Genomic DNA, 26,881 nt, shown 5'->3' with positions numbered 1-26,881 from the left:
GCCGGGTTGGTCTCGATCCGTCGCAAACCTGCGGGCCGCATGACGAGCTCTGCCGCGTCGCCGTCTCCTGACCGGAGACTCTGCACCCCGGACGAGGAGGCCTTTGCGATGTTGAAGCACTCCAACCCTGCCGCATCGTCTCAGGAATCCTGGCAGGATCTCTGACCCGCGGTTCTAGGGCCCCTTGGCAGCCGCGCGCGCCTCCTCGACCCGGCGCACGCAGGCCTCCCGGCTGGCCCCGGCGGCGGCCTCGGACACGCGCAGGAGCTCCATCCTCCGGTCGAGCGGCATGCAGTAGGTGGTCGCGGCCCACAGCTTCGGGTCGTCGACGCCGCGGAGCTCCTCGAGATCGGTCCACACCCGCACCACCCTGTCGTCCGCCGCGGCGACGATCCGCTGGCCATCCGGGCTGAACGCCACGGCGTTGATCGGCGAATCGGAGGCGCGGAGGACCAGCGGCTCGCCCGTGCCGTCGGCGTTCCACACCCGCACGGTGTTGTCCTGCGCTCCGGTGGCGATGCGCTTGCCGTCGGGGCTGAACGCCACCCCCAGCACCCAGTGCTCGTGACCGCGGAGGACCAGCGGCTCGCCCTTGCCGTCGGCGCTCCACACCCGCGCGGTCCTGTCCCACGACGCGGTGGCGATGCGCTGGCCATCAGGGCTGAACGCCACCGCGTTGATCCCGCCGTCGTGACCACGAAAGACGGTCGGCTCGCCCGCGCCGTCGGCGCTCCACACCCGGGCGGTGTTGTCCGACGACCCGGAGACGATGCGCTTGCCGTCGGGGCTGAACGCCACCGAGTAGATCCGATCCTCGTGACCGCGGAGGACGAGAGGCTTGCCGGTGCCGTCGGCGTTCCATACCCGCACGGTCCTGTCCCATGACCCGGTGGCGATGCGCCGGCCATCGGGGCTGAACACCGCCGAGTAGACCTGATCCTCGTGACCGCGGAGGACGAGGGGCTCGCCGGCGCCGTCGGCGCTCCACACCCGCACGGTCTTGTCGGCGGACCCGGTGGCGATGCGCTGGCCATCGGGGCTGAACGCCACCGAGTTGACCTCGTCGCCGTGACCGCGGAGGACGAGCGGCTCGCCGGTGCCGTCGGCGTTCCACACCCGCACCGTCCTGTCCAGCGACGCGGAGGCGGCCCGCCGGCCATCGGGGCTGAACGCCACCCCGTAGACTCGATCCGTGTGGCCGCGGAGGGCGATGGGCTCGCCCGTGCCGCCGGCGTCCCACACGCGCGCGGTCCTGTCGTGAGACGCGCTGACGAGGCGGTGGCCGTCGGGGCTGAACGCCACGGAATAGATCAGATCGTCGTGACCGCGAAGGACGAACGGCTCACCCGTGCCGTCGGCGTTCCATATCCGCACCGTCTCGTCCTGCGACCCGGTGGCGATGCGCTTGCTGTCGGGGCTGAACGCCGCCGAGTAGACCCGATCGGTGTGGCCGCGGAGGACGAGGGGCTCGCCCGTGCCGTCGGCGTTCCACACCCGCACCGTCCTGTCCCAGGACGCGGTGACGATGCGCTGACCATCGGGGCTGAACGCCACCGAATAAACCCGATCGGTGTGGCCGCGGAGGACGAGGGGCTCGCCCGTGCCGTCGGCGTTCCACACCCGCGCGGTGCGGTCCTGCGCCCCGGTGACGATGCGCTCGCCATCGGGGCTGAACGCCGCCGCATAGACCTGATCCGTGTGGCCGCGGAGGACGAGGGGCTCGCCCGTGCCGTCGGCGTTCCACACCCGCGCGGTCCTGTCGGCCGACGCGGTGACGATGCGCTCGCCATCGGGGCTGAACGCCGCCGACTGGCCCCAGTCCTCGTGACCGCGGAGGACGAGGGGCTCGCCCGTGCCATCGGCGTTCCACACCCGCGCGGTCCTGTCAGCCGACGCGGTGACGACGCGCTCGCCGTCGGGGCTGAACGCCGCCGAATAGACCACATCCGTGTGGCCGCGGAGGACGAGGGGCTCGCCCGTGCCATCGGCGCTCCACACCCGCGCGGTCCTGTCCCAGGACGCAGTGACGATGCGCTTGCCGTCAGGGCTGTAGTCCGCGTCCAGCACCCCGTCCGGGTGGACGAGCACCGCGCGCGAGATCCTGCTGTACAGCGCCCAGCGCGCGAGGACGGCCCACCCCCGCGGCTCGTCGGGCGGCTCGACCTCGCGCAGGAGCGCGAGCACGCTCGTGGGGTCGGCTTGCAGCTCGCGCGCCGCGGCCACGCGGGTGGCGTTGCGCGCGCGCAGGGCCTCCCGATCGGCGCGCGTGGCCTGCTGGTCGGCGCGGAGCGCCAGGTACGACACCGTGACCGCGAACGCCGTGAGCGCGGCGATCACGCCCGTGGTGAGCCGCCGGCGCAGGCGGCGCGCCCGCTCGCAGTGGGCCACGACGGCCAGGAGGTAGCGCTCCTCGCGGCCGCCGAGCCCGGCGCGCCACTCGGCCCCCTGCTCGGCGCGGCGGCGCGCGTACCAGGCCCGGGCGTCCTCCGCCGCACGATCGCGCCAGAGCAACCCCTCGGCCTGCCCGCTCGCCTCCCACTGCTGGGCCGCGGCGCGGAGCCGGGCCAGGAACTCGGCGTCTTGCTCGCTCTCGGCGAGCCACTGCCCGAGCCTCGCCCACCGATCGATCAAGGCATCGTGCACGAGCTCGACGGTCGTGCCCTCGCGCTCGCCGCCGGTCTCGATGAGCAGGAGCCGCGCGCCGGCGAGGTGCTGGACCACCTGCGCGATCGCCTGGGCGGCGTCCCCCTGGCCGTCCCGCGCGAGCTCGCGGAGCTCCTCCATGCGCACGACGGCGCGCGTGCGCTCGGGCGTCACGAGGCGCAGGAGCACCGCCCGGGCCAGCTGCTGCTCGGCGAGCGGCAGCGCCGAGAGCACCGCGTCCGCGTGGGCGGACAGGGCGCCGGCCACGCCGCCGAGCCGCTCGTAGCTGTCCCGCGTCAGGATCCGGCGCTCGCGATCCCGCGCCTCCCACAGCTTCGCGGCCGTGAATTGCAGGAGCGGCAAGGGGCTCCGGGTGCTCTCGAGCGTGCCCAGCATGTGCGCGACCATCTCCGCGGTCTCGAACCGGTGACCGGTCGCCTCGGTGGGCCGCGTCAGCGCCTCGCGCAGGCCGTCGCGCGCCATGGGCGGCAGGAACAGGAGCCCGCGGGTCACCTCGGTCATGAAGTGGTGGTCGTCGGCGATGCGATCGAGGAAGTCCGAGCGGAGGGCGAGCAGGACGCGCAGCGGCGACGAGGCGTCGTCGGCCGCGCCCGCGAGGCAAGCGACGAACGCCGCCCGCACCTCGGCGGCGACGCCGAGCGTGTAGAGCTCCTCGAACTGATCGACGAAGAGCAGGATGCGGTGCCTCCTCCCCTCCCGGCGACAGCGCGCGCGCAGCCGGGCACCCAGGCGGCCCGGCTGGGCCTGCAGCGTGGCGACGAGCGCGTCGTGATCGGGGAGCTCGGACGAGCTCGTCGCGCCGGCGGACTCCGCCTCGGCGACCTGCGCGAGCACGTCGACGAGCGCCGACAGCGGGCGGTGCCCCGGGCGCAGGATGAACGCTTCCCAGCGGTCCCCCGAGCGCTTCAACGCCGGGATCACCCCCGCGCGGACGAACGACGACTTGCCCGCCCCCGAGGGCCCGGCGACGGCGACGAGCTGCTGGTTGCGCAGCCGCGTCACGAGGGCGGCGACCTCGCGCTCGCGGCCGAAGAAGCGCGGGGCGTCGGCCTCCTGGAACGCGGCGAGGCCCGCGAACGGGTTCTCGTCCTCGCCCAGATCGAGCGCCGTTCGACCGGGCAGGAGGGCCTCGAGCTCGGCGAGGAGCTCCCTGGCCGAGCCGACGCGCTCGTCCGGGCGCTTCTTCAGGCAACGGTCGATGAGGGCGCCGAGCGCGCCCACGTCCGAGCGCCGCTCGCTGGCGAGCGGCATGGGGAGCTCGAAGTTCACGATCTCGACGAGCCGCGCGGCCGAGAACGGGTCGAGCGGGTGCGCCCCCGTGACGAGCTCGTGGAGGATGATGCCCACCGCCCAGAGGTCGGCGCGAGCATCGATGTCCCCGCCCCGCAGCTGCTCGGGCGACATGTACCTGGGCGTGCCGAGGACCGTGCTTTGCCCGTTCGGCCGAGCCCCTCCCGCGAGCACCCTCCGCACCCCCGTGAACATCGAGATCTTCTCGGCCTCGATCTGCTTGGCGATGCCGAAATCGAGCACCTTGATGGCCCCGGTGTCCTCCAGGAGGATGTTCTCCGGCTTGAGATCGCGGTGCACGATCCCGAGCTCATGCGCGCAGATCAGCGCGCGGACCACGGGGATCATGAGCTCGACGGCCAGGCTGGGCGACAGGGGGCCGGGCGGCGTGTGCGAGACGGGCGACCCGGGCGCGCTGGGGTGCTCGCGATGCGCCATCCACTCGCGCAGCGTGCGACCCTTGACGTACTCGAGCACGAGATAGGGATGTCCGTGGATCTCGTCCACCTCGTGGATGACCACGATGTTCTCGTGCCGGCAGCGCGCCGTGGCCCGCGCCTCGGCCAGGAAGCGGCTGGTTCCTTGCCAGCTGTGCTCGCGGAGGAGCTTGATCGCGACAAGGCGGCCGAGCCGCGTGTCGCGGGCCAGCAACACGACCCCCATGCCGCCCTGGCCCAGCTTGCGGATGATCTCGTAGTGCTTGATGGTGTCGCCGACGTCCGGGGGCACGAAGCCCCCGAGGGCGTCCGCCGGCGTCGTCGGCGCCTCCTCCGTGGGCGGCGTGAGCGCGGGAGGCGTGAGCCCGACCATCTCCGGCGTCTCCACCTCCTCGGGGGGCGCGTCCGCCGCGGGCTGCTCGGGCTGCCGCCGCGCCGGCGCCCCCGAGCCCCCGCTCTCTGCCGTCTCCCCGCCGTGGGGCACGCCGAGCTCGACGGCGCCTGCCCGGCGGAGCCCGCCCGGCTCGCAGGCGTCGAGCTCGCGCAGGAGGCCCTCGGCCGTGATGGCCCGCTCGCCGGCCTTCTCTGTCGTCGCCCGCCGCAAGATCGCGCCGACCGGGTGCCCGAGGAGGGCGGGAGGGATCCGGACCGGCCCGCGGCTCTCCTGCTGGAGACCCTCCCTGTCCGGAGGGCTGGTCCGGTCCACGCGCCTGCCGGCGAGGCACTCGAGGAACATGAGCCCCCAGGCGTACAGATCCGAGCGCGGCGTCGGCGAGAGCCCCTGGAGCTGCTCGGGCGCTGCATAGTCCAGCGAGCCCAGGGGCTCGGTGCCCGAGGGGGGCGCTCCGCCCCGGCCGCTCCGCAGGCGCGCGGCCACGGCGGCGAGGCCGAAATCGAGCACCCGCGCGTCGCGCCGCCCCGCCGAGGGCACGATCATCACGTGGCTCGGCCTGAGCGCCCCGTGAACGATGCCCTGCCGGTGCGCGCAGGCCAGCGCGCCGAGGACCTGCCGCATCAGGTGCCGCGCTTCCTGCAGATCGAGCGCGCCGTGCTCCGCGAGCAGCTCGGCCAGGCTCTGCCCGGGCACGAGCTCGCAGACCGTATAAAGCTGCCCTGCGTCCGTCTGCCCCCAGTCGATGAGCCGGACGATATTGGGGTGCTGGAGTCGCGCGCAGCCACGCATCGCTTGCAGGGCGCGCGCGCGGTCGCCGCGCGCTGGATCCGCGGGATCTCCGTCCGGGGCGAGGGGCATCAGCGTGAGGGCGATCGGCTGCCCGCTGTCGATCTGTCGCCCGGCGTAGATGGCGCCGAGGCTGCTCTCCCGGAGCAGGGAGAGGAGCTCGTAGCGGCCCTGGAACACCATCCCTGGAGCGAGAGTCTCCCGGTTCATCGCAACCCCTCCGGTGGCGGCCGCCTCCCCGCGGCGGCTTCGGACGGAAGGCGCCGCACCACGAGAGCATCGCGACGATCGCGGCTGTCGAGCTCGTTCAGCGCGCGCGCCGGCAGAGCTCGACGATGTGGTCAGTCCGATGCTCGGGCGGCCGATGTCGCTGCCCACCATTTCATAGAGTGGCCCCCGCGCGTCGTCCGGCGCCGGCGTGCTGCCAGCGCGTCGAGCGCAGCGCCGGGCGGGCGGCCCGCGCGCTGGCAGCGCGTCGAGCGCAGCGCCGAGCGGGCGACCCGACCCACGTTGACGACGCCGCGGCAGATCGCTAGACGGCGTGCCGATGCCCGAGCCGTCCGAGACCCCTTTCGACCTGCTGGGCGGCGAGCCGGCGGTGCGCCGGCTCGTCGAGCGCTTCTACGACCTGATGGCCCGCGACGAGCCGGCGCTCGCGCGCCTCCATGTGTGCGACGAGCGCGGCCAGGTCTCGCGGGAGAGCCGCGACCGCTTCGCGCTCTTCCTGATCGGCTGGCTGGGCGGCCCGCAGGACTACATCGCGGCGCACGGCCACCCGCGGCTGCGGATGCGCCACGCCCGCGTACCTGTCGATGTGGCAATGCGCGACGCCTGGCTGCGGTGCATGCGCGCGGCCATGGCCGAGCTCGGCGTGCCCGCGGAGCTCCACGCTTTCCTCGACAAGCGCTTCGGCGAGGTGGCGGACTTCATGCGCAACCGACCGGGCTGAGCCGGTCTGCGCCCGTCGGGTGAGCGCCCGCCGCGGCTGGCGCGGGTGTTGCAATCAAGCTCACCATGAAGAAGCAGAAGAAGAATCCGCCGGCGAAGACGACGACCCCGCAGGAGGCGCCGGCCCCGGTCGTCGAGAGGAAGGCGACGGAGTCCTCCGAGGGCGATCCCGTCGGCGGTGCTGCCAAGGGCGCGCTCGTCGGGGGTCTCCTGGCAGGCGGCGGCGGCGCGGCCGTCGGGGGCGCAGCCGGCCTGATCGGCGGCGTGCTGGACGACGGCGACGACGACGACTCCGGCTGGTAGTCAGACCACCGACACGTTGCGACACGTCGATCGAGCGAGAGACGAACCGCCAAGGCGCCAAGAGCGCCAAGACAGCGTTCTATTTCCTGGCGCCTTGGCGGCTCGAAATGCTGCTCTCTCCCGGCGATTTCAACACGTTTGTCGCTCTGGCCAGAGCGCCGATCCGCTTGAAGACCGAGAATGAACCACAGTGGACACCGAGTCGCACGGGATGAGCGCTCGTGGGCCGCGGCACTGAATAAGGCCCCGTCGATGCATGGGTCGATTATCGACACATCGTCACTTTTCCACGAGAGTGAACGAATTTGACGGATCTGAGTTCTATGATCGAACCCATGCGCGCAACGTGACTGTACGGAGAAGCCGCAGCACGGACGCTTCACGGCAAACCACGGCAAACCACAGCAAACCAGGCCAATCGCAAACGGTCACGACTAAGAAAAGAGTCTTGACATTCTCCTCCTGTTTGTGAGAATGCTCTAATCTACCTTGGCGGTCAGGGCCGCTTCGGCCGGCGCCGCAGCCGGTTGCACGATCGCTCAAGGGTCGACTCCGAGTGGGCTACTGCCGGGGTCACTTGCTTCTTACGGCTGCACGTCCGAGTTGTTCTTGCTTTCTCTGAGTTGATGCTCGGCCCCATCACACGGGGTGTTCGCATGTGAGCATCCGTCCGACAAAACATCGTGATTGCCAGGCATGTGGTCGGCGCAGGCCCGCGTGTGGTTCTGTAAACACCGGGATGACCGGGATCACGGCACGCTGGTCGGAAATTTTGAACTTTAACCGATAGAAGATCGGAGGGATCGCAGGCGTCTCGATGGTTCACAACTCCATCTCAAGCAGAAGCCCGCGATTCAACCGGTCCGAACATGGAGAAACCTTAAATGCGCATCGTTCCCTTACTTGGCTACCTCTCCGCTTCGATCGCATGCAGCCTGCTGGCGTGCAGCGTTGACAGCATCGTGGACGAGGACATCGAGCTTCTGGACTCCGCGTTGAACAGCCCGGACGGCACGCTGTCCGCGGATGTCGCGCTTCAGTCGCAGTGGTCGGGTGGCTACTGCGCGAACGTGACGGTCAAGAACATCAGCCAGCAGAACACCACCAGCTGGCGCGTGGGGATCGCGCTCAACGGCTCGACGGTGAACAACCAGTGGAACGCGACCTTTGCCTCGTCGAACGGGCAGCTCACCGGCTCGAACCTGGGCTGGAACGGAGCGCTGCGGCCGAGCGCCTCGACGACGTTCGGATTCTGCGCGACCGGCTCCGGCAAGCCCTCTGTCGCGTCGGTCACCGGCAGCGGAGGCTCTAGCACTTCCGCGTCGTCGAGCAGCAGCTCGAGCGCGTCGTCGAGCAGCAGCTCGAGCGCGTCGTCGAGCAGCAGCTCGGGGGCAGGGGGCGCGGGCGGCGCCGGCGGCGCGGGCGGCGCCGGCGGGGCAGGCGGCTCGGGCGGCTCGGGCGGCGGCTCCAGCACGTGCACGTCACCCGACCAGTCGGTCTGCAGCAATCTCACCGGCACCCACTGCGGCTTCACCTTTGAGTACTGGAAGGACTCAGGGAGCGGATGCCAGATCAACACAGCGGATGGCTTCAGCGTCGACTGGAACAACATCAATAATCTGCTGGGTCGTAAGGGTCTGAGGCCTGGGTCAAAGAATCAAATCGTGACCTACGAGGCCGACTACCGGCCGAACGGCAACTCCTACCTGGGCGTCTATGGGTGGACGAAGAGCCCGCTCGTGGAGTACTACATCATTGATAGCTGGGGCAGCTGGCGTCCGCCGGGCGGGGAGGGGCGCATGGGCTCCGTCACAAGTGATGGCGGTACCTATGACATCTATCGGACCCAGCGAGTCAACCAGCCTTCCATCGAAGGCAACAAGACCTTCTATCAGTTCTGGAGCGTCCGCACAGCGAAGCGTACGAGTGGGACCATCTCTGTCGCCAACCACTTCGATGCATGGCAGCGCCTGGGGATGACCATGGGGAACCTGTATGAGGTCTCGATGGTCGTGGAAGGGTATCAGAGCAGTGGGAGCGCTGACGTGAGCGTGTCGATGAAGTGAGCCCTGGGCCTTGAGCCTCCGCTGTGGGCAGGGGGCGAGCCGCGCTGACGCACGGGCGGAAGGCAACCTCGCCCTGCTTGACTCGATGGCGCGACGCAGGGGGGGGCGGAGCGCATAAGCCCACGAGCCAGATCTCGGCGCCCGTCTCCTCGACCAGGAGGGTCTTGGGGGCGGACGCGCCGGGGCTGGGGCACGACGGCGCGGCATCGACCTCGATGGGTCGGCTGGCCAGGAGGTCGTCCAGCAAGGTGCGCAGCGCCACGCCGAGCCCCGCCAGCATGAGCCCCGCGGCCCCTGGCCCGGCCGGGCCGACCGCGAACAGCACGCTTCTGAGCAGCGCCGTCAGCGTGGCCATGCGGAGGCGCCGGTCCGCGCCCACCCGATCGACCGCCAGGCCGAGCACGACGCGCCCGACGCCGATGCTGCCCCAGTAGGCGCCCGCCCACACCCCGGCCGTCTCCGCCGCGACGCCGCGCGCCTCGGTGTTGAGCGTGAAGCTCCACTGCCCGAGCATCAACTCGAGGCCCGTGTAGAGGAAGAACACCGCAATCTGCAGCCACACGCGGCGCTGCCGCAGCGTAAGCGCCCAGCCATCGCCATGGGCGCGGCCCCTTGCGGCTCTCACCGGGGTCGACGATGCTGGGCGCGGGGCGGCGCCTACCGATGGTCCGGGCAGACGCGGGCGGACACGAGAGGGCCGGCGAGAAGCTTTCCCCCCGGACCCCCGGCGGCGAGGATTGAGGTCCGCGTCGTTCAGGACGCGTCGGCGTCGCCGGCGGCCGGAGCCGCGAGCGACGCTCGCGCCCACGCGTCGGGCAGCAGCTCGTCCAGCCGTTCGCGCGGCCAGCCCGCCTGCAGCTTGCCGATCACCTCCGTCGCCCAGGCGAGCGGGTTGACTCCGTGCATCCGGCACGAGCCAAATACGGTGTAGCCGACGGCGAGGCGTTCAGCTCCCTTGTCCGAGCCCGCGAACAAGTAGTTTTTCCTTCCGAGCGCCACACATCTTATCCGCCGTTCGACTTCACCGTTGTCGATCTCGAAGCGCCCATCCGTGAAGCAGCGCCGCCACGCTGCCTCCTGGTTGATGGCGTACAGCGTCGCGACGTATAGCGGCGTACTTGGCACGAGCCGCAGGTGCAGATCGTGAATCCACTTATAGAGCTCCTCGAGCACGGGGAGCGACAGCGCCTGCCGGCGCGTCAGGCGTGCCTCCGCGGACAGCGCCTCAGCTTTGCAGGCAGCTTCGATGCGGTAGATGGCCTTGAAGTACGCAAGCGCCACAGCGGCTCGCTCGTCGCCGCCCTTCGCCGCCTTCTCGAACTTCGCGCGGATGTGCATTCCACAGCCGAGCCGGCGCTCCTCGGGCACGATCACCTCGCCACCGTCGTCTCCGCGCAACATCGCGCCGTACCCTGCATAACCATCGCCCTGCAGGTAGCCGGTGAAGCCCTGCAGCTGGGCAGCCGGATGCTTCGCCCTCCAGTCCGGTGCGTACAGGAAGGCGACGAGCCCAGCCCCGACAAAGGCCCAGATGTGCCCTCGCTTCACCCCCGCTGGATGATCCTGATCCAGCACGCGCATCCCGGTGTCATCGGCGCGCAGGTAGCATGCGCCCAGCACGCGCTCCTGGATCCTCTTGGCCACCGAGGCGAGCACATCGAGTGCGAACGCCGACCACTCACCCAGCGTCGACGGCGACAGCGACACGCCGAAGCGGGCATACTGCTGCGCTTGCCGATACAGCGGCATCGCGTCCTCGAACTTCTCGACGATGATGCTCGCGAGCAGCCCCGGCCCCGGGCGACCCCGATCCATCACCTTCTCGCTGTCCGCCGTCGTCACCCCCTGCTCGGGACAGCGCGGACAGGCGAGCTTCTCCCTCTGCTCCTCGATGACCCGGAACTGTGCAGGGACGAACTCGAGAACTTCGCTCGTACGGTGACCGATGCACTTTTTGTCCGCGCCGCACTGCGGGCACTTCCGCTCGGCTTCGGCGACGGGCACAACGCGCGTCTCGCGCGGCAGGTGTGCGGGAAGCGGCGCGCGCCCACGCCGTCCTCGCGGCGGCTTCGGCGGCTCAGGAGGTTGCGGCACCAGCCCCTGCCCCGGCTGCTCAGGAGCCTCCGCGCCAGGGTCTGACGAGGGCGCGCAGTCACCGCCCCCCTGCGGCGTCTGGGCGCCGAGCTCGGCGAACAGCAGCATCAGCTGCTCGGTAGAGACCTTCTGGCTCTTGCGGCCGTACAGCTCACGCAGCGCGCTCGCGAGCCTCGCCGACAGCGCGGTGTTCTTGTCGCGCAGCTGGACCAGAAGCCCGAGTACCAGCTCGATGAGCGCCGCGACCTGCCCGTCGGCCGCGAGCTGCTCGAGCTTGCGTCGCACATCGGCCAGATCGGCGGGGAGCTGTGCTTGGGACGGAGGGGGACTGCTCACGTGGCGCGTTGGATATCTATCCCGCGCGCATCCATCAAGCGTTGCTTCGACGCGTCGAAATTTCTCACGCCGGGCCTCCAGCGCTTGCGCCGTACGGCCTGCGACAGGTCGATGCCTTCGAGCATCAGCGACAGCTCGGCCGCCTCGACCTCAATGTGGGTCGCTCCCTTGGGCAGGTCGCGGGCAAGGTGGAATCGGCCGCGGGCGAGTTTCTTCGCCACAATCACGTAGCCAGTGCGGTCCCAGAATAAGACTCGCACCTGGTCGCCTCGCCGATTCCTGAACACGAACAGATGGCCGCAGAGCGGATCGGCTCCGAAGCACTGAGCGACCAGTACCGACAGGCCATCAAAGCTCTTGCGCAGGTCGGTAGGCTCGGCCGCGACGTACACGCGCACCGACGGCGGCAGCGTCAGCACGGCACCTCCTCGGCAGCGAGCGCCAGCACGCGCTCGAGCGTGGCCGGGTCGAAGCCCGGCCGAACGCGGACCACCCGCCCGTTGGGCAGCGCGATCTCGATCGGCTCCGACGCGACCGGCGATGCGTCGGTCACCACGTGTACCGGCAGGAAGCGCGGCGTTTCCGCCAGCGACGACGGCGCCGGCTGCGCGGGCCCATCAGCCCGCAGCTTCCAGCGCCACCAGTACAGCTGCTTGGGCTTGTAGCCCTCGCGGCGCGCGAACTTCTCGGCACTCAGCCCGCTCCGCTCCCATCGACCCACCCGCTCGGCCCACTCCATTCTCGTCGCCATCGCTTCCTCCTTCGTCGCGATGGGAACAGGTAACCGACGCCACGCGGACGGTCACGATGCCCTTGGCCGGGCGCTTACGCCGCAGCGCCGCGCCGAGCGGGACGGGACCGCCCGGCGCCTCCCGCGGGCCTTCGGCGGCCGCCGCCCGCGAGCTCCTCGAGCGCTGGCGGGAGTAGCGCGTCACCTGGGGGTGGGTCGGCCATGCGCGCCGGGGCGGCCCCAGGAGCGCCGCCCGCGACCCGCCGCGCCGGTCAGCCGATGCCGCCGCCGCTGGCTGTCCCGTCCGATCGATAGCACGCGAAGTTGTAGCCGAGCTGCCCCGGCGTGCCCGACTCCGAATAGGTCGCCGTCAGGTAGTACGCCATCGCGTAGCCCCAGCGACCGAGCGAATACGAGTAGCCGTACGACCAGCTACCGCTCGTCGACTCCACGTCGAACTTCGAGATGCCGTTGAACTTCACCTTCGCGCGCCGGAGCAGCAGTGGACGGGCGATCAGGCATTGCGCGGCGCGCCGAACGACACCTCCGACGAGGAAATGGGCGAGATCTTGGAGCGGATCGGGCGGGCCGCCGACGGCCTCGCGGACGCGGCGCCGGCGCCTCGAGGCGGGCGCGCTCGTCGACTTCTGCGCGGGGCGCGGAAGGGGGTAGCTCAGGGCAGGACGCTCGCACCCTCGCCGAGCGCCGGGAGGCCCCATGTCCGCAGCGACCCCGACTGAGAAGCTTTGGGGTGTACAAGTGGACATGCGGTATGACTCGGAAGTGTAGGAAACATCGACCCGCGGCTCGACGACCACGACCTTGAACGGCCGGGCGGATACGAAGCGATCGCGAACGAAGGAGCGGCGAAGCGCTTGGGCAAACGCGTCGTCTCGGTGTCTCACGGAGGGCACGTACAGCTGCCGGCAGATGGCACGCTTTCAGTCGCTGGTGAGCGAACACAGCTACGCCAACGCCATCGACATCCGGAGCTTCAAGCTGGAGAACGGACGCACCCTCTCGGTGTTACGCGATCTTTCGAAGATCGACACTGCGGCCAGCAAGTTCCTGCACGCGGTGGCACAGCGGCTCTACGACGAGAAGGTGTTCTCCGTCGTGCTCACGTAATACTTCGACAAGCTGCACCGCCACCATCTCCACGTCGATCTGGTGCGGTATCGGGTGGATGGCGCGAGGTAGCGCTTCATCGCGCATCGGGCTCATTGTAGCGGGGCGTGACGATCGACCAATCGTGGTTGGCGCGGATCCAGATGCGTATGCCCTCCACGTAACGCGCCAGGTTCCGGTCGATGGTTGCAGAAAACGTAGGCAGGTGCTTCACCAGCTCTAGGAAGTGCTCGACTTGAGCATCGTGGATACCGGCGGTGCGCGCGTACGCTGCTTCGAGCTCGATGCGCTCTTCGTGCATGAGCACGATGACCAAATTGTGCACGTCGCGGTTGCTCGTCTCTTTGCGCAGCGAGTAAATGTCGTTGGCAAAAGACGCGATGGCGTTGCCGGCGCGACGCACCTCCGCCACCAAGGGATGTTCTACAACCTCATCCGGCAAGAACAGATCGCCGGCATATTCGATGAAGTCCCAAAATTCGTACATGGTGGACGTGTGCATGCGCATACCCTCGAACACCGCGCGACTGGGTACGCGGTCGAGCTGGCGGTTTTGCGCTTCCCAGACACAGCCATCGATGTAGTTTTCGACGTGGCGGATGAGGCGCCGCCGCCAGAACGCAGGACAACTATCGCCGATGCGTCGCCAAATGTCCGCCAATGCTTGGGCAAATGGCGCATGCCCAACGGCAGCCGTGGGCCCTCGCAGCACCCCGTACACATCGAACAGCAGTCTCGAGACAACCTTCGGTTCGGCGCCGTTCAGTGACGTGTTCTCGCACACATCATCGAAGAAGAAGAGCCAGCTGAAGTAGTCGCAAATCGCCCGAAGCCGCTCGAAATGCGCATCGGGGTAACAATGCGCGGCGAGCGCCGAATAGCTGCGCACCTTGTGGAGCGTTCGTGGCGATTCATCGGGGAGCAGGCCACACTTGCGAGTCCATTCGAGGCAATCGTTCGCGAGCTGTGCCGCCTGCAGGTGGGGCGGCATGGCGGGAAAAGGACAAAGTAGAGCTCTATGCACAACTTCCTCCTCGACACGGATTGGAAGCTGCTTGGCCCATGCGCTGGAACCGTTGGCGCCCCCACTCCGAGAGACGTTCATACCACGAACCGCTTCCGACCGCAGCAGGTGGCAGGCGCATTGAACGAATTACCATCCCGCCCAACGCCGAGGCAATCCTGCGCAGGTTTCCGCGGAGCCGGCGTCAGTGAACGACATCAGTCGGGTACAGCTGTACGGTAGGATGCCCTCCGCTTGGTGCTACGTCGCGGTAAAGTGTGGCGCGGCGAACCGAAGTGGCGGGACCGCGCGCGTCGCGACGCCTCGTTCACGGGTCGAAAGAGCGGGCCCCGCGCGGCGCAGAGCGCGCAATGGTGCGCATGGGCGTGCTGCGGGCACACATCGCCCTCCGGGAGTTGGTCTGGCCCGGGATGTTCTTGCGGCGACGCGGCGTCCCCGAGCGCCTTGCGGCGCAGGACGGTGCTCTTCCAGTACGGCGGCCCTCGGTTGGGTGAGCGCGGCCTGCGAAGCCAGAAGAGTCTACGAAGGCGGACGATGGCGCCGCTCCGAAACGCAAGCGTGGCGGCTATCGGGCGGTCGACAAACCGCGCCGAGCTCTTGCGCCGCAGATTTGCGATCGATGTCCTCGCGTGGCCAACTTGCAAGGGGCGGACGAAGCTCGTCGCGCCCTCTTCGCCTTCCGCATCCGTCGCGGCGAGCCGCTTCCAGTCAGATGCCGGCCCCGCGCACCAGAAGGACCATCCCCGTCCCCATGACGGCGGCGCCGGCATAGCGCAGCCCCCGCGACAGGGACTCTCGACCGGCGGCGAGCTCGCCGAGGACGAGACCGCAGAGATGAAGCACGGTCGTGCTCAGCAGAAAGCCCATGGCATACAGCGCCGGGCTGACCGCATGAGGCATCTCCAGGCCGTGGGCATGTCCGTGAAAGACACCGAACATCGCCACGCCTCCGGAGAGCAGGAACGGTGAGGAGCCACGGGTCGTGGTGACGATGCCGAGACCGAGCGCCGCGACCGACGCCGCGATGCAAAGCTCGCCCAGGGGCATGGGCCATCGCGCCATTCCCAGGAGGCCGCCGACCAGCATCGCGGCGACGAACGTGGCGGGGACCCGGAGGAGGTGCTTTCCGCCGAGCTGCGAGCTGACGACACCGACGCTCACCATCGCGAGCAGGTGGTCCGCGCCGAACACCGGATGGAAGAGGCCCTTCAGAAATCCCGCATCGGCGCCGCCCGGGTGCGCCCAGCTCACGGAGGGCCACGAGACGAGCGTGGCGACGAGCAGGGCGCGCGCGCCGGGACATGAGGCCCATCCCATCGTCTTTTGTATCGTGGATTTCATGAAGCGCCTCTCCTCGTCAGGCGTTCGCCACGCGCGCTGCCGTCGATGCAGGATCGCTGTGGAAGAGCTTGTAGGCGAGCGCCGCGAGCAAGAGCTCGGTACTTGCGATGAGCACGTTCGGGTAGAGCGGGACGCCCGCGACGACCGGGAGCGGCACGTCGGGTCCCGCGAGCAGGCTGGTCCCCGGGATGAGCCACGTAATGTAGAAGAAGGGCGTCCAGATGATGACGACGATCCAGGCCGCCACGTTGAACCCGACCTGCGGCTCCATGGACCGCCGCCACATCATCCACAATCCGACGAGCGTCACGCCACACAGGATGAGCAGCATGAGGGCGTCATGAAAGCGCGCATGCTCATGCCATGCAGGGTTGAACAGGTGGGTTTCATTCCAGTCCACGCCGACAGCGACGATGGCGCCGCTCGCCAGAACGAACGTGAGAACGACTCTTCCCAGGGTACTTCGGTTCATGGTGATAGGCTCCTGACTCTCGTTGGTTGAAGAATCACGAAGACCATAGTCGCCCATTCACTAGAATAACAATATATTGATCCAATCGATCGATTTGATTTACTGATGGATCCATGGTACGGTCGAATGTAGTGGACCTACGACACCTTCGCTATTTCCTGGCCGTCGCCGAAGAACGCCATTTTGGCCGCGCCGCGCAGCGACTGCACATCGTTCAGCCGGCGCTGAGCATGCAGATTCGTGCGCTCGAAGACGAGATCGGCGGCGCGCTGTTCGTGCGGACGAGTCGGCGCGTGGAGCTGACCGAAGCCGGCGCATTGCTGGTCGTCGAGGCGCAGCGGGCGGTCGCGCAGGCGGAGCGGGCCAAGGCGATCGTCCAGCAATCGCTGCGCGGCGACATCGGCAAAGTTCGCATCGGTTACGTGGGCAACGCGATCCTCACTGGCAAGATGACGGACCACCTGCGAGCGTTCCGCAAAGCCCATCCTGCCGCGGAGATCGAGCTGCGCGAGATGCCACCTTCGAGGCAGGCGGAAGCCGTGTTGACCGGCGAGGTTGACGTCGGTTACTGCCCGACGTTCGCGCTCAAGGTAGATCCGCGGTTGAGCGTCCAACCGATCGGCGCTTGGCCGCTGGTGGTCGCGATGGCAGAGGAGCACACGCTCGCGGCGCACCGGCGCGTGACGCCGAAGATGCTCGCCGGAGAGCCGCTCATCATGTTCCCATCGGAAGAGGCCGGTGGCGACGTGCTGGAGAGATTGATTCTCCTGATAGGACGCGAGCCGCGCCGGGTCCACCGCGCCGACACCACCTTGAGCATGCTGTCGTTGGCCGGCGCAGGCCTGGGCGTGGCGCTGGCTCCAAAACCGCTGATTCAGGTGAAGGTTCCCCGCATCGTCTATCGTCCGTTCGTCGCGCCGAAGGACGTCTTCGCCGAGCTGCTCCTGATCGGCCGCGCTGACGAGACCGCCGGCGCTGTACGCGCCTTCGTGAAGCTAGCCTCCGGCTCCTCGGCTCGGGCCACCTCACGGTCGTAAGCTCCCTTTCGTCGATGTCGTCATGCACGCACAGAATGGATTCGAACTACGGATTTGATGTCACAGGTCACCTCGTCCGGTGGAGTCGCTCAACCAGGAAGGGCACGAGACGCACCGGGGCAAGGTCAGCGGGTAACGACCGACAGGCTCACCGTTCGAAGCCGAAGGCTCCGTAGATACCGCCGATCGGCGAGGCCACGCGAGCCGGTACGAAGAGCGCGCGCAGATCGAGCCCCGCGTGCAGACCGGCGAAGCGCACGAGGAGGTCGGCGCCGGGTCCGAACGTGAACAACGTCTCGACCCCGTGACGCTTCGTCGCGCCGGCCTGCGTCGTGTCGGAGAGGAAGACACCCCCAACAATCATCTGAGGTCGCACGACGAAGCGGTTCGCGAACCTCCGGAGCTCGTAGCCGACGGCGGCGTGCCCGAGCACGGACCACTGGCGGGACCAGTAGACGATCGTGTCGTTCCCGGCCGATATCGTGCTTCCGCCGTGGTAGACGACGCCGATCTCGAGATGGATCGGGACGCGGAACGTGACGCCGCCCGCGAGCCCGGTGCCGAGGTCGAGGTGGGACTGTCCAGTGTTCCACGCGTAGGCGTAGCCGATACGCGTGCCGAGGCTCCAGCGACGCGGCGGCGGGGGTGAGGCCGGGGGCGCGGCCTCGACGGGGCGCTCGCCGCGCGCGGCCGGAGCGGGTGCGGCGTTCACGTCGCCCTCGCCGCGCGCGGCCGGCGCGACGACGGTGATCGCGAGCGCCAGCCCCGCGGCGCATGTCAATCGTGACATGGAGCCTCGCCCTCGTCTGTGAAAGAGCTGCCGGCGACCGACATGAAGCGCCATGCATAGCTGTTCGGTCGAAGCTCGAGCCGCAGGACACCGAGCGTCTCGTCGTTGTGCACCTCGCTCTCCGCGTGGACCTTGGTGACGGTGTGCAGCGGGAATTTCCCGCCGGTACCGACGACGAACTCGCGCAGTCCACGCGCGGTATCGAGGTGGCCGGCGGCGTCCATCGGCGCGAAGCGCTCGTAGAGGTGCGCGTGCCCCGTGAGGAGGACGTCGGCGCCCGCTTCGTGGAGGATGCGCCAGAGCTCGCTCGTGTACTCGGCGCTCCCGTAGGGACCGGAGGTGAATCGTGGGTGGTGCCACATCGCGAGCGTGCAGCGCGACGGATGCGCCGCGAGATCCTTCTTCAGCCAGCGCGCCTGAGGCGAGTCCGCGCCGCAGCCGCCGAACTCGTCGGAGGTCGACGAGGGAAGGTCGGCTTCGCTGCCACAGTTGGAGTTGAGGATGACGACGTGCCAGGCGCCAATGTCGAAGCTCGCGCGTCCCTCGAACGGCGCCCCCGATCCCCCGCAGAAATACGAGAAAAAAGGGCCGGCGCGCGGCGCGTGATACTCGTGATTGCCGACCGCCGCGCGCGTGATCGGCCGGAAGCGACCCCAGCTCGCGTGGTAGCAGTCGAGAAATTCGTCGAGCGAGCCGTTCGGATACACGGTGTCGCCGAGCGTGAGGACGGCGTCCGGCGCGATGGCGTCCACGAGAGCGGCCGTCTCGACTTGCCGCCCCCCGGGACACTCGGCGATGTCTCCTGCCGCGACGACGACGGCAGCGGCGGGATCCTTCGGCGCCGAAGGGAGCGCGGGCGAGTCGTCGCACGGCGGCAGCTCGCGCGTGCGACCGCATGCCATCACCAGGGCCGCCACGAGCGCGAACGCGGGCAAAGCCCGGTACGAGACGCGACACGGTGCGCGGGAGCGATGTGCCTTCATGACGCCATCCTAGCCGCGTCTGGCCTCCAACCACGAAGCGGCTGGGCGCGCTGTCCCCTGACGGGTCCCTCTCTCGAAAGCCGGCATTGCCGATCCGTTCGGCTCCAACCTGCACTCGGTCCTGGAGCTCGACTCGCCGCCGCTGGTCTCGACGACGGCGATGGACGAGGGCGCCGCCGAGCTCGTCGCCACCACGGTCCCGGGGTCAACGCCATCTTTCCACCCGGGATCGACTATCCGTTCGCGCCACCGACCCACCGAGCCGCTCCGACACCCCACGGCAGACGGCGATGGAGTCGCGGTGGACCTCATCGAGGGCCCCGGGCTCACTCACGGCTTCTTCACGATGGGCCGCGCGTCTCGCGCTGCGCAAGGAGCTCTTCGCCGCTTGGTCGATGGCTCGGCGGCTTCACGAACGAGAAGTTCGGAGGCCCACTCGGCTTCGCGTGTCCACACCGCAACGAGGTGTTCGAAGACGTCGGCGAAGCGTGCACGATGCTCAGGCGCGTGTCCGGCTCGATGCGTGGCTCCCGCGATCGGAGGTATGTTGTGCCGATGCGCCACCCGTCGGCCGATCCCCTTCGCTTGCGCCTGCTCCTCTCCATCGGCGTGGTCCTCCTGGCGGGGCCTGGGTGCAGCCGCGAGCCGGCGCCGGCGCCCCCAGCGGGGTCGGCGGCCGCGCGTCCGTCGTCGGAGACGCCGTCAGCGGGGCCGGTCGCGCCTCCGCCGCCGGCGGGAGCGCCGGGGAGCACCACCCGGGGCGAGATCGCGGGCGTGCGCTACCTCGAGCACATGACGGGCGGGGCGCGACCCGACGAGCGGGTGCCGATCATCGTCGCGCTGCACCCCATGGGCGGGGACCCCGCGGACTTCCTGCAGCTGCTCCGGCGCTACCGCCGCCGCGCCCGGCTCATCCTCCCGTACGGCCACCCGAGCGGCGGGATGTACATCTGGTACGACTCCGTCAGCGACGACGTCGCCGCCCCCCTGGTCACGCGGGAAGCAGATCGGATCGCCGCCGCGCTCGCCGCCCTGGTAGCCGCCCGCCCCACCGTCGGCAAGCCCCTCGTCACCGGCTTCTCGCAGGGCGGTATCATGACCTTCGCCCTGGCGGTCACCCACCCCGAGGCGCTGGCGGCCGCCTTCCCCATCAGCGGCCTGCTCCCGCCGTCGCTCTACCCGTCGGCGGCGCTAAGCTCGGGGCCGCGCCCGGCGACGCTCCCGCCGGTCACGGCCTTCCACGGCGCCTCCGACCTGGCGGTGCCGACCCAAGGCGCGCGCGCCTCGATCGCCGAGCTGCGGCGCGCCGGGTACACCGCGGAGCTGCGCGAGTACGTCGGGGTCGAGCACGACACCTCCGACGAGGAAATGGGCGAGATCTTGGAGCGGATCGGGCGGGCCGCCGACGGCCTCGCGGACGCGGCGCCGGCGCCTTGAGGCGGGCGCGCTGAACGTGTCGTCGGCCGGGGGCCCCTCCCGCCGGCGTCTCCTTGACCCGAGCAATCACCTGCAGCGTGAGCCATCGCGCGGTGGACGCCGGCTCTACGAAGAGCGCGCCGCGCGCCGAGGCGCGTGCGGTGTCGAGGCCGCGCGCAAAGAGGCCTTCGAGACCGCCTTCTGCCTCTCCACGGACGCCACTGGAGTCTCCATCCAGCCTGGGCCCATCCAGGAGCGCAAGGACAAGAAGCCCGGACCGTGCCGCAAAGGACACTTCTTCGTCGTCCTCGCGGACAAGGATCACGTCTTCTTCGAGTACCAGCCCAAGCATACCAGCGCTGCGGTCTGCGAGATGTTCCGCGGCTTCTCGCGGTACATTCAGGCGGACGCCCACGCCATCTACGACGCCCTCTTCCGCGGCACACCGCCGCGCGGCGGTGCCGCTGACGGCGAGCGCCGCCCGCCCCCGACCGAAGTCGGATGTTGGTCGCATTGCCGTACCAACTTCTGGGAGGCGGCGATCTGCAAGCACGAGCTCGGTGTCGAGGGGCTGCGTCGCATCAACGCCCTCTTTGCCGCCGATCGCGCGACCCCGAGGCCTACCTGGCCGACGTTCTGCGCGTGATGCCCTACTGGCCGCGGGAGCGCTACCTCGAGCTCGCCCCCAGGTACTGGGCGCGCACCCGCGCCAGGCTCGCCGAGGTTGAGGCCGACGGCGCTTCATGCAGCGCTTACCTTCGGGTTACCACGCCCTACGGGCTCCGAATATCGAATGGAGTGACCGGCCGGGCGTAGCGCGTCAGATTTGCGCTAGGCCGCCGTCGACGGCGACCTCGCTGGCGGTCATGAAGCTGCTGTCCTGCGACGCGAGAAAGGCGGCCACCGCTCCGATCTCCGCCGGATCGGCCATGCGCTTGAGCGGATTGAGCGAGGCGAAGACCTTCATGCCTTCCTCGCCTAGCGCTTCCACCGCGAGTTCGGTCGCAGTCGGCCCGGGCGACAGCACGTTTACCCGGATGCCGGTGCCCTTCAGGTCCTCCGCCCAGGTCCGCGCGAGGTTGCGCACTGCCGCCTTGCTCGCGCTGTAGGCGCTGAATGCCGGGGCGCCCGTGGTGCCGGCGCTCGATCCGGTCAGGATTATCGAACCGCCCTGGCCCATCAGAGGCAGCGCCTTCTGGACCGTGAAGATCGAACCCTTCACATTGGTGTCGAAGATTTCGTCAATGTGCTCGGCGGTGATCTTGCCGAGCGGAAGCTGGCTTCCCGCCCCGGCATTGGCGAAGACGATGTCGAGGTTTCCGCGCTCGGCCTTCACCGCCGCGTAGAGTCGGTCGAGGTCGGCCAGATCGGAGACCGAGCCCTTCACCGCGCGGGCATTGGGCCCGAGGTCGGCCACAGCGGCGTCGAGCGCTTCCTGCCGGCGGCCGAAGATGAAGACGAAGGCGCCCTCCTCGATGAAGCGCTTTGCTGCGGCGCGGCCGATGCCGGTCGCGCCACCGGTGATCACAGCGGTCTTTCCATTCAGTCTGGTCATGTCGTGCATCCTTCGTTGGAGTTGTACGGAAGCAGGGAACTGCCTACTTGGGGTGGGTGTGCTCAACTCCCTCTTCTTTGTCGGTGGAGGCGCTGGCGCGGGAGGTAGCTGCGTGACGAGATGCCGCGCGTGCCCCCGGTGACGAGTGCACGACGACGGATGAGCTCCTTCGAGGAATCGAGCTTGCTGGACATGAGATTCCTTTCGTTGGGAACGACACGTCCTAGTTACGGCTCGCGGCCCGTACGAACCATGCGAAGTCGTCCGGAAAAGTTGCGAGATCGTCCGCGCCGCCTGGAGACCGGGGCTCGGGCTCGCTACGCTGCTCCTCGATGGATGCTCTAAGCGCGGTTCTCGCCCCGGTTCGTCTGCAGCAGATCCGCTGGGCTTTCACGGTCGGGCGCACACCGTGGGGCGTGGCGTTGTCGGGAGGGAAGAGCTGCGTCCGCTTCCACTACATGCTGCGCGGCAGTGCCTGGCTCAGTGTAGACAAGACGGACGAGCCACACGTCGCGCTCTCCGGCGGCGATCTCGCGGTCCTGCCGCTCGGCCACGCGCACGTGCTGCGCGACCATCCACGCAGCGCCCACGTGCGCTTTGATGACGTCGCGCGGTGCGACTCACGCAGGGCCGTCATGCAGCTCGAAGTCGGCGCGAGGGGCCCGGAGACGAACTTCGTCACCGGCTGCTTCGTGCTCGACGATCCGCTCGCTTTGCAGATCCTCGCGGTGCTGCCGCCGCTCGTCCGAATGACGCCCGATGCGGAGCAGGGGGTGCCGTCGTTCCTCGAGAACATCCAGTTCATCGCCCGCGAGGTCGAGACGGACCGGCCCGGCTCCGAGATCGTCCTGCTCCGGATGGCGGACGTCATCTTCATCCAGATCCTCCGCGCGTATCTTGCGCGCGTCCCCGACGACGGCGGCGGCGGCTTTCTCGGCGCCCTCCGCGATCCGAGCACCGCGGCGGCGCTCGGCGCGATGCACCATCGCGCTGAGGTGCCCTGGACCGTGGCCTCGCTCGCCAAAGAGGTCGGCCTCTCGCGCTCGGTCTTCGCGGCGCGCTTCACGCAGCTCGTTGGCGAGCCACCGCTCGGCTACCTGACGCGTCTCCGCATGCAGAAGGCAGCGATGCTGCTCCGCGAGGGCGCAACGCTCGCGAGGGCCTCGCAGCTGACGGGCTACGCGTCGGAGGCATCGTTCAGCCATGCGTTTCGCCAGTGGGCCGGCGTCGCGCCCGGCGTATGGCGCCGGAAGCTCCAGCCCCCGCCGGCTTGATTGACCTCCGTAGGAAGCGGGAGCCGCAGCGGCGCCTCTTCGAGGTCCTACGTTTCGAGGCGGAGCGGCTCGCGGCGGCTCCGCGCCGCGTCGGGGCGCGGAGGCGCCGCCAGCGTCACGGCACGCGGTAGCCGTGGCGCAGGACGGGGAAGAAGCCGAGGAAGAGGTCCGAGTTCCCCGAGACCGCCCCGATGGCAGGCCACTCGAGGTCGATCCGCATGCCGCCGAGCTCGGCGACCTGGCCGCGCAGGAGGTGGCGATTCATGTCGTACTGGCTGGCCAGGTGCGCGGTCCCGGCCTCCGCCAGGAAGCGTACGTGCCCGCGGCGAGCCCGGCGAGGCTCACCTGGCCCAGGTAGACGCTATGGACGCCGCGGGACGGGATATCGACATAGAGCTGCGCGGCGCCGAAGGCGGGCGAGACCGGCGGCTTCAGGTCGAAGGCGAGGGTCGATGTCACGCCCGACACGGTCGAGAGCGGCGCGGACCGGAGCTCCGCGAAGCTGAAGCTCCGCAGCGCGAGCGCGGAGACGCCCTGCGAGCTGCTGGCGCTCGCGCTCTTCGTGGCGCCGGTCACCGTCCAGTCGGCGGGGCTCTCGAACCCGAGCACCGACGCCGGAGTCGTTAGACCGGAGCGGCCGCGGGCGGCCGCGTGGCGGCCGCCTCGGCCTGCGATGGCCCGTGGCGCGTCGTTCGATGGTGCTACGCGTTGCGTCCGGGTCGGTTTCGCGACCCTCTCACGCGGCTGCGCGATCGCGGCCACGTGGGCCACGTGGATCGGGTTCGGGTCGGCCGGGGTGCACCGCGAGCGGCCGCGTGGTCGTCGCCTGGGACGCGGCGCGGCAGCGGCGCGGCCTGCCCCGTGGGCCGCCAACGCCTACGGTCGTCGGGCGGAGCGCGGAGGTGGGCGTGAACGGCCGCTCCAGCAGACCGGGTTCCGATCCTGCCCGCGACGTGGCACAATGGCGCGGCCACCGACAGGACCTCGCACAGGAGCGGGCCAGAGAGCAAGCCGAAGGTGCACGCCATCTCCAGGCCTGGCGAGGACGACGTCGGAGCCGATCGAACCTCACTCCCGCGCGCAGCCGCCGACAAGGCCGCCGAGGCTCTCTAGAAAGAAGGAGAAGGCACGTGACCAAGCCAGATCCAGTGATCGCTTCGGATGTCCCGCCCCGGGCCAAACCATCCAGCTACCCGGAGCCGTTCGCCTCACGCGTCGCCGGCCGGCAGAAGCAGGCCCTGGGTGATGTATTCGGCCTCAGGAACTTTGGCGTGAATCGCACGACGCTGAAGCCCGGCGCGATGTCCGCTCTTCGTCACTGGCACTCGGTCCAGGACGAGTTCATCTACATTCTTTCAGGGCATCCCACGCTCATCACCGACGCCGGAGAGACAGCGCTCCACCCCGGCATGTGCATGGGGTTCAAGGGGGGAGATCCCGACGGGCATCATCTGGTGAACCGGTCGACGGAGGACGTCGTGTATCTGGAGGTCGGAGATCGCCTGCCGGGTGACTCTGGGTCGTACCCGGACGATGATCTGAAGGCGGTCATGGGGGCTGACGGCAAGTGGCAGTTCCAGCACAAGGATGGGGCGCCAACCTAGCGGTCAGCACGCCTGACAGGCGGCTGGAGCTGACGAGCGCCCGCCGGCGCGCGCCGCTCACCCGCGGTCGCTGGGCGTCACAATCAGTTGGAGGATGAACCGTGGCACCAGGAACAAAGAAGAGTGGCCTCGGCCTGAACTCGAGGTCTTCCACCGGCAAGGACGGCAGGTCAGCCCCCGTCGTCGGCGCGGGCAAGGCGAAGCCGAAGGCCGAGGGCGCTTCGCGTGCAAGCACGCCACGCACGTTCGGCCATGGCATCGTGGAGCGCCTGCTCGAGCGCGTCGGCGCGGGCCAGATCGGGGTCAGCGTGCGCGATCCGAGGAAGGCCGAGGACCTCGCCTCGCGCGGGGTGCGCGTCCGGCGCGGCGACTTCGACGATGCCGCGAGCCTCCGCGACGCGTTCGAGGGAGCGTCGCGGGTGCTGATCGTGTCGTCGAACGCCCGCGCGTCCGGCGGCGACCCGATCGCCCAGCACCGCGCGGCGCCCCTGGCCGCAGGCGAGGTCGGCGCCCGGCGGGTCCTCTACACAAGCCACATGGGCGCGAGCGCGACGTCGGCGTTCCCGCCGATGCACGACCACGCGGCGACCAGCTGATATCACACCTATCAGACAGCGATGTAACAGTCTGATCTGCCTCAGTGGTTTCAGCAGTATCGCTGGTAATTTCGATGTATGCTTCCGGTTGTGCATTCTGAACAACAGCAGCTCCTTCGACGCTGGTTGCTCCAAGTGCTGCCGCTGTGGCTATGTGGTTGATCCATGGGAATGCAGGGCTCACGGTGCTCTCCTGAGTTGTTGCGGCCGTTGCGGTGGATGCGTGTTGCGCTGCCATGGCCATTGACCTGCTGCGATCTGGGATGTTCACGAGTAACAGGTTGATTTCTTGCTCGTTTGAACCGCAATGGCACCGTTCCCAGCGCGCCGCCGCCCGGGCGCCGCTGCATCAACCGGGGAGGGCGGCGGTCAGGTCCAGCTCGACGAGCTGACCGGCGAAGCCGAGCGAGGCGACCCCGAGCAGGGTGCTGGCCGCGCTGAAGGCCGGGCCGAGCGCCGAGTCGTTCAGTCGCCGCCACACCGCGCCCAGCACCTGGTGGTCGTCGCTGACCACATAGATCACCGAGCGCACCACGTCGGCGGGCTGCGCCCCGGCCGCGGCCAGCACGGTCAGGGCGTTCGCTGCCACCTGGTCGACCTGCGCGAGGGGGTCGCCCGCGCCGACCAGGTTGCCCTCGAGGTCGAGCGGGCACTGGCCGGCGAGGAAGGCCAGCCGGCCCGCCTCGACGATCGTGATGTGGTGATAGCCGGGAGTCTCATGGACGCCGGACGGATTCATCTTACCCACGCGCATTGAGAGCTCGCCCTCCATCGTCATTTTGCTCGAGTATAGCCAGGGGCCTACCCCGGCAGCGAGACCTCTGGTCTCCGGGACGCTCGCTTCCTCGGCTCCCGCACGCGCCCACCACCGTCCCTCCACGGTCGCTCCTCCCGCTTCCGGAATCGACTCGCGCCGCCTTCCGTTCGTCTGAGCGCGTCTCATCGGATCTCCGCCTGCCCGCGGATCCACGTCGTCATCGCGGGTCCGGTCCGATGAGTCGCATGCTCCCGAGGAGGCCGCCCATGAAGGTGAGGATTGTCGTGAGTTACGTCCCCCGCTACCGCAGGGGGCACCGCTTCCACTTCGTCCCGCCGGTCACCGGGATCCACCTCACCCCGCCACCTCACCGGCGTGAGCACGGCGGAGCTTCAGGAAATATATGTAATATCAATGCCTTAGCCGACAGATCGCGGCGGGGGCCTCGCCGGCGCGTTCAGGCGTGCACGCGCCCGAGGAAGTCCCGCGCCAGCGCCACGATCTCCGGGAGGTTCGTCTCGAGCGCCCAGTGCCCGCCGTCGAGGAGGTGGAGCTCGGCGTCGGGCAGGTCCCGGAGGTACGCGCGCGGGCGGTGTGTAATGTATATTGCCTCCGCGTGTTTGGCACTTGCTTGCTAACCCAACAAGTGTCACATGAAGACGAGCTTGCAGCGGGTCGGCTCTCGATCGTGGGTCGAGGTCGAGCCGCTGTCTCTCCCATTTGGCTTAGGCGGTCTGTGTACTTCGTGGGTGCATCGAAGCCCCGTGATGAACCGTCGTGACACGTGATGTGTGCCGGGTGTCGACGGCCTGAGGTGGACGCGTGCCATGACGCTCCACCCTTGCCCGAAGAGGAG

23 protein-coding genes and 2 pseudogenes are annotated in these 26,881 nt (G+C 69.2%); 10 read left to right on the top strand and 15 right to left on the bottom strand.

All coding sequences use genetic code 11. The features are described 5' to 3' along the window. Positions 1 to 174: 174 nt before the first annotated feature. On the bottom strand, positions 175 to 5,781 hold the full coding sequence (locus WME75_RS26345) for an nSTAND1 domain-containing NTPase (RefSeq protein WP_437476365.1): 5,607 nt from the start codon (positions 5,779 to 5,781) through the stop codon (positions 175 to 177). A 337-nt stretch (positions 5,782 to 6,118) separates the two neighbouring features. On the opposite strand from WME75_RS26345, the gene WME75_RS26340 reads away from it, so the two are divergent. The 3 genes from WME75_RS26340 to WME75_RS26330 all read left to right on the top strand — a co-directional run bounded on the left by WME75_RS26340 (position 6,119) and on the right by WME75_RS26330 (position 8,888). Continuing rightward, positions 6,119 to 6,520: a group II truncated hemoglobin gene (locus tag WME75_RS26340; RefSeq protein WP_437476362.1), complete on the top strand. Its 402-nt coding sequence runs from the start codon at positions 6,119 to 6,121 to the stop codon at positions 6,518 to 6,520. A gap of 65 nt (positions 6,521 to 6,585) precedes the next feature. Continuing rightward, complete coding sequence (locus tag WME75_RS26335; RefSeq protein WP_437476359.1) at positions 6,586 to 6,822, top strand: hypothetical protein; 237 nt, start codon at positions 6,586 to 6,588, stop codon at positions 6,820 to 6,822. A gap of 884 nt (positions 6,823 to 7,706) precedes the next feature. Beyond that, the gene (locus tag WME75_RS26330) at positions 7,707 to 8,888 is read left to right on the top strand and encodes a glycoside hydrolase family 11 protein (RefSeq protein ID WP_437476356.1); all 1,182 of its coding nucleotides are present in this window, start codon (positions 7,707 to 7,709) and stop codon (positions 8,886 to 8,888) included. 753 nt (positions 8,889 to 9,641) lie between these two features. Here WME75_RS26330 and tnpC read toward each other — a convergent pair. The 4 genes from tnpC to WME75_RS26310 all read right to left on the bottom strand — a co-directional run bounded on the left by tnpC (position 9,642) and on the right by WME75_RS26310 (position 12,530). Next, the gene (gene tnpC, locus WME75_RS26325) at positions 9,642 to 11,318 is read right to left on the bottom strand and encodes an IS66 family transposase (protein ID WP_437476354.1); all 1,677 of its coding nucleotides are present in this window, start codon (positions 11,316 to 11,318) and stop codon (positions 9,642 to 9,644) included. Continuing rightward, on the bottom strand, positions 11,315 to 11,737 hold the full coding sequence (gene tnpB, locus WME75_RS26320; protein WP_437476351.1) for an IS66 family insertion sequence element accessory protein TnpB: 423 nt from the start codon (positions 11,735 to 11,737) through the stop codon (positions 11,315 to 11,317). Before tnpB ends, tnpC begins: the two co-directional genes overlap by 4 nt. Continuing rightward, entirely contained in the window at positions 11,731 to 12,069 is a 339-nt protein-coding gene (gene tnpA / locus WME75_RS26315; RefSeq protein WP_437476348.1) for an IS66 family insertion sequence element accessory protein TnpA, read from the bottom strand. Before tnpA ends, tnpB begins: the two co-directional genes overlap by 7 nt. 251 nt (positions 12,070 to 12,320) lie before the next feature. After that, positions 12,321 to 12,530, bottom strand: a complete 210-nt coding sequence (locus WME75_RS26310) for a hypothetical protein (RefSeq protein WP_437476345.1) — start codon at positions 12,528 to 12,530, stop codon at positions 12,321 to 12,323. 340 nt (positions 12,531 to 12,870) lie between these two features. Here WME75_RS26310 and WME75_RS26305 point away from each other — a divergent pair, with 340 nt between their 5' ends. Beyond that, complete coding sequence (locus tag WME75_RS26305) at positions 12,871 to 13,176, top strand: extensin family protein (protein WP_437476342.1); 306 nt, start codon at positions 12,871 to 12,873, stop codon at positions 13,174 to 13,176. A 76-nt stretch (positions 13,177 to 13,252) separates the two neighbouring features. On the opposite strand, the gene WME75_RS26300 is transcribed toward WME75_RS26305, so the two are convergent. The 3 genes from WME75_RS26300 to WME75_RS26290 form a co-directional block, all read right to left on the bottom strand. Next, the gene (locus WME75_RS26300) at positions 13,253 to 14,167 is read right to left on the bottom strand and encodes a terpene synthase family protein (protein WP_437476340.1); all 915 of its coding nucleotides are present in this window, start codon (positions 14,165 to 14,167) and stop codon (positions 13,253 to 13,255) included. A gap of 741 nt (positions 14,168 to 14,908) precedes the next feature. Further along, the gene (locus WME75_RS26295; protein ID WP_437476337.1) at positions 14,909 to 15,541 is read right to left on the bottom strand and encodes a HupE/UreJ family protein; all 633 of its coding nucleotides are present in this window, start codon (positions 15,539 to 15,541) and stop codon (positions 14,909 to 14,911) included. A gap of 16 nt (positions 15,542 to 15,557) precedes the next feature. Continuing rightward, positions 15,558 to 16,013, bottom strand: a complete 456-nt coding sequence (locus tag WME75_RS26290) for a DUF6640 family protein (RefSeq protein ID WP_437476334.1) — start codon at positions 16,011 to 16,013, stop codon at positions 15,558 to 15,560. 131 nt (positions 16,014 to 16,144) lie between these two features. On the opposite strand from WME75_RS26290, the gene WME75_RS26285 reads away from it, so the two are divergent. Further along, entirely contained in the window at positions 16,145 to 17,050 is a 906-nt protein-coding gene (locus tag WME75_RS26285; protein ID WP_437476331.1) for a LysR substrate-binding domain-containing protein, read from the top strand. 148 nt (positions 17,051 to 17,198) lie between these two features. On the opposite strand, the gene WME75_RS26280 is transcribed toward WME75_RS26285, so the two are convergent. Beyond that, positions 17,199 to 17,840 (bottom strand): hypothetical protein, encoded by a 642-nt coding sequence (locus WME75_RS26280; protein WP_437476328.1) that lies wholly within the window; start codon positions 17,838 to 17,840, stop codon positions 17,199 to 17,201. After that, entirely contained in the window at positions 17,828 to 18,823 is a 996-nt protein-coding gene (locus tag WME75_RS26275; RefSeq protein WP_437476325.1) for a metallophosphoesterase family protein, read from the bottom strand. Before WME75_RS26275 ends, WME75_RS26280 begins: the two co-directional genes overlap by 13 nt. Positions 18,824 to 19,378: 555 nt before the next feature. Between WME75_RS26275 and WME75_RS26270 the strand changes: the two genes are divergently transcribed. Then, positions 19,379 to 20,260, top strand: coding sequence for an alpha/beta hydrolase (locus WME75_RS26270; protein WP_437476323.1), 882 nt, complete (start codon positions 19,379 to 19,381; stop codon positions 20,258 to 20,260). A gap of 16 nt (positions 20,261 to 20,276) precedes the next feature. After that, positions 20,277 to 20,885 carry an IS66 family transposase gene (locus WME75_RS26265; protein ID WP_437476320.1) on the top strand — a complete coding sequence of 203 codons (609 nt, stop codon included), beginning with the start codon at positions 20,277 to 20,279 and terminating at the stop codon, positions 20,883 to 20,885. Between the two features lie 174 nt (positions 20,886 to 21,059). On the opposite strand, the gene WME75_RS26260 is transcribed toward WME75_RS26265, so the two are convergent. Then, positions 21,060 to 21,794, bottom strand: coding sequence for an SDR family NAD(P)-dependent oxidoreductase (locus WME75_RS26260; protein ID WP_437476318.1), 735 nt, complete (start codon positions 21,792 to 21,794; stop codon positions 21,060 to 21,062). A gap of 332 nt (positions 21,795 to 22,126) precedes the next feature. On the opposite strand from WME75_RS26260, the gene WME75_RS26255 reads away from it, so the two are divergent. Continuing rightward, positions 22,127 to 23,068, top strand: coding sequence for an AraC family transcriptional regulator (locus WME75_RS26255; RefSeq protein WP_437476315.1), 942 nt, complete (start codon positions 22,127 to 22,129; stop codon positions 23,066 to 23,068). A 115-nt stretch (positions 23,069 to 23,183) separates the two neighbouring features. Here WME75_RS26255 and WME75_RS26250 read toward each other — a convergent pair whose 3' ends face one another. Both WME75_RS26250 and WME75_RS26245 read right to left on the bottom strand, forming a co-directional pair. Then, a complete protein-coding gene (locus WME75_RS26250) occupies positions 23,184 to 23,333 on the bottom strand; it encodes a hypothetical protein (protein WP_437476312.1) in 150 nt (49 codons plus the stop codon). Next, positions 23,330 to 23,677, bottom strand: coding sequence for a hypothetical protein (locus WME75_RS26245; protein ID WP_437476309.1), 348 nt, complete (start codon positions 23,675 to 23,677; stop codon positions 23,330 to 23,332). The genes WME75_RS26250 and WME75_RS26245 overlap by 4 nt, the downstream gene beginning before the upstream one ends. A 521-nt stretch (positions 23,678 to 24,198) precedes the next feature. On the opposite strand from WME75_RS26245, the gene WME75_RS26240 reads away from it, so the two are divergent. Both WME75_RS26240 and WME75_RS26235 read left to right on the top strand, forming a co-directional pair. Further along, entirely contained in the window at positions 24,199 to 24,672 is a 474-nt protein-coding gene (locus WME75_RS26240; protein WP_437476307.1) for a cupin domain-containing protein, read from the top strand. A 257-nt stretch (positions 24,673 to 24,929) separates the two neighbouring features. Next, positions 24,930 to 25,262 (top strand): annotated as a pseudogene (locus WME75_RS26235) (NAD(P)H-binding protein); the annotation flags it as partial. A gap of 355 nt (positions 25,263 to 25,617) precedes the next feature. Here the strand turns inward: WME75_RS26235 and WME75_RS26230 are convergent. Both WME75_RS26230 and WME75_RS26225 read right to left on the bottom strand, forming a co-directional pair. Then, a complete protein-coding gene (locus WME75_RS26230; protein WP_437494928.1) occupies positions 25,618 to 26,022 on the bottom strand; it encodes a RidA family protein in 405 nt (134 codons plus the stop codon). Positions 26,023 to 26,482: 460 nt separating this feature from the next. After that, positions 26,483 to 26,611, bottom strand: a pseudogene (locus tag WME75_RS26225) (alpha/beta fold hydrolase); the annotation flags it as partial. Between the last annotated feature and the right edge of the window lie 270 nt (positions 26,612 to 26,881).

It is taken from the genome of Sorangium sp. So ce1014 (assembly GCF_051521505.1).
Lineage (GTDB): Bacteria > Myxococcota_A > Polyangia > Polyangiales > Polyangiaceae > Sorangium.
This window is presented reverse-complemented; position numbering and strand designations above follow the sequence as displayed.